The 2,120-nt window shown below is 46.5% G+C and carries 2 protein-coding genes; one reads left to right on the forward strand and one right to left on the reverse strand.

What is annotated here, in order from left to right; genetic code table 11:
• A partial coding sequence (locus H6S82_RS30270) for a CheR family methyltransferase (RefSeq protein ID WP_191057251.1) occupies positions 1 to 1,633 on the forward strand: 1,633 nt, incomplete at its 5' end.
• 136 nt (positions 1,634 to 1,769) lie between these two features.
• Here H6S82_RS30270 and H6S82_RS30275 read toward each other — a convergent pair.
• A partial coding sequence (locus H6S82_RS30275) for a translation initiation factor (RefSeq protein ID WP_191057252.1) occupies positions 1,770 to 2,120 on the reverse strand: 351 nt, incomplete at its 5' end.

A 2,120-nucleotide genomic window follows, 5' to 3' on the forward strand; every position in this document is an offset into this window, starting at 1 on the left:
TGTGACAGCCTTTTTTCGCGATACCTCAGCTTGGCAAGCTCTAGCTAATGAGACTATCCCTCGTATTATGGCTGCCAAGCCAGACCGAGAGCCTATTCGGGTGTGGACTGCTGGCTGCGCGACGGGGGAAGAAGCTTATACAATTGCGATCGTGCTGGCGGAAATTCTAGGGGCAGAAGGGTTTCGATCGCGAGTCAAAATTTATGCAACGGATTTAGACGAGGAAGCCCTCAATTGCGGTCGTCAAGCTACCTATTCCAGCAAGGGTGTGCAAGAGCTTCCCGAAGAGCTGCGGCGCAAATACTTTGATGTGTCGGGCAGAGATACATACACTTTTCGTAACGACTTTCGGCGCTGCGTAATTTTCGGTCGTCACGATTTGGTGCAACACGCGCCGATTCCCCGCCTTGACTTACTGATCTGCCGCAATACTTTGATGTATTTTACAGCAGATACACAAGCTCGGATTCTCGCCCGCTTTCACTTCGGTTTAATTGAGACTGGCTTTCTGTTTGTTGGCAAGGCGGAGATGTTACTGACTCACGCTAACCTATTCCAACCAGCTAATCTAAAGTATCGAATTTTTTCTAAAGTAGCTACAATCAGTATGCGGGATCGTTTACTGGTAATGGCAGACTCTGGTAATACGGAAGCGAGCAACCAAATTGTTGCGAATATGCGTTTGCGAGACGAAGCGATAGAAAATAATCCTGTCGCACAGATAGTAGTCGATGTTCAGGGTAACTTAGTACTCGCAAATCGATCGGCTAGGATTTTATTTGGTCTAACTTCCCACGATTTGGGGCGTCCTTTGCAGGATTTGGAACTTTCTTATCGTCCCGCCGAATTGCGATCGCGCATAGATCAAGCTTACGCGGAACGTCGCTCTGTGGTAATTCCTAACGTGGAACTGATGCGGGGAGAAGATAATATCACCAGTTTGGAAATACAGGTGATTCCTCTGTTGGAAACCAATGCAGATATACTTGGTGTGTCAATCGTGTTTAATGATATAACTCGCTACAGCCAATTAGAGCGCGAATTGCAACGTTCAACTCAGGAATTAGAAACCGCTTACGAAGAACTGCAATCTTCCAATGAGGAATTAGAAACCACTAACGAAGAACTGCAAAGTACCAACGAAGAACTAGAAACTACGAACGAAGAACTCCAGAGTACCAACGAAGAACTGGAGACGATGAACGAAGAACTGCAATCTTCCAACGAAGAATTGCACACCACCAACGAAGAACTCCGCCTGCGTACTGAGGAACTCAACCGCGTTAATATTTTCTTCGATTCCGTCCTGATCAGCTTGCGAATTGGTATGGTGGTTTTGGATAACCGTCTCAGCGTCCAACTTTGGAACAATGGCGTTGAGGATTTGTGGGGTTTGCGAGCGGAAGAAGCGATGGGACGTTTCTTTTTTGACTTGGATATCGGTTTGCCCGTAGAAAAACTGCGCGGATCGATCCGCGCCGCCCAACCTGCGAACCCCGACGAACAGGAACTTATTTTAGATGCGGTTAACCGGAGGGGTAAAAATATTCGCTGTCGCGTTATTTGCACATCTTTGATTGTCGGTAATCAACCGCAAGGTATCATACTTCTGATGGATGAGCGGCTCGAATAAAAACCGCATCATTGGAATTGCAGATTTCAGATGCCAGATTTCAAATAGAAGAAAACTAAGTTCAATTTGAAATCTTAAACTTTACAGCAGATTTCAGATTGAAATAAAATCCAAAATCCAAAATCCAAAATCGCCATTACCCGCCGCTGACCTTGGCTTTGTAACCCAATTGGATGAGAATTTGTACGATTTGTTGAGCGCGATCGCCCTGAATTTCGATCGTATTTTCCTTCACAGTGCCACCAGCACCGCATTGGGTTTTCAACTGTTTGAGCAAAGCGTTGAGAGTTTCCGGCTTAGTCTGAAAACCGGTAATTACCGTCACGGTTTTGCCCTTGCGACCTTTGCGGGATGCCTGGACGCGCAAATCTTGGCGATCGATCGGCAGTTCTTGCACCGGTCGTTCAAAGGCAGCGGCGTTCTTGTTGTTGTTGTTGTTGTTGCCAAATTCCGAGTAGACAACGCGATTTTCATTGCGATCGTTAGG

The sequence above is a fragment of the Planktothrix sp. FACHB-1355 genome (assembly GCF_014748295.1).
GTDB lineage: Bacteria > Cyanobacteriota > Cyanobacteriia > Cyanobacteriales > Aerosakkonemataceae > Aerosakkonema > Aerosakkonema funiforme_A.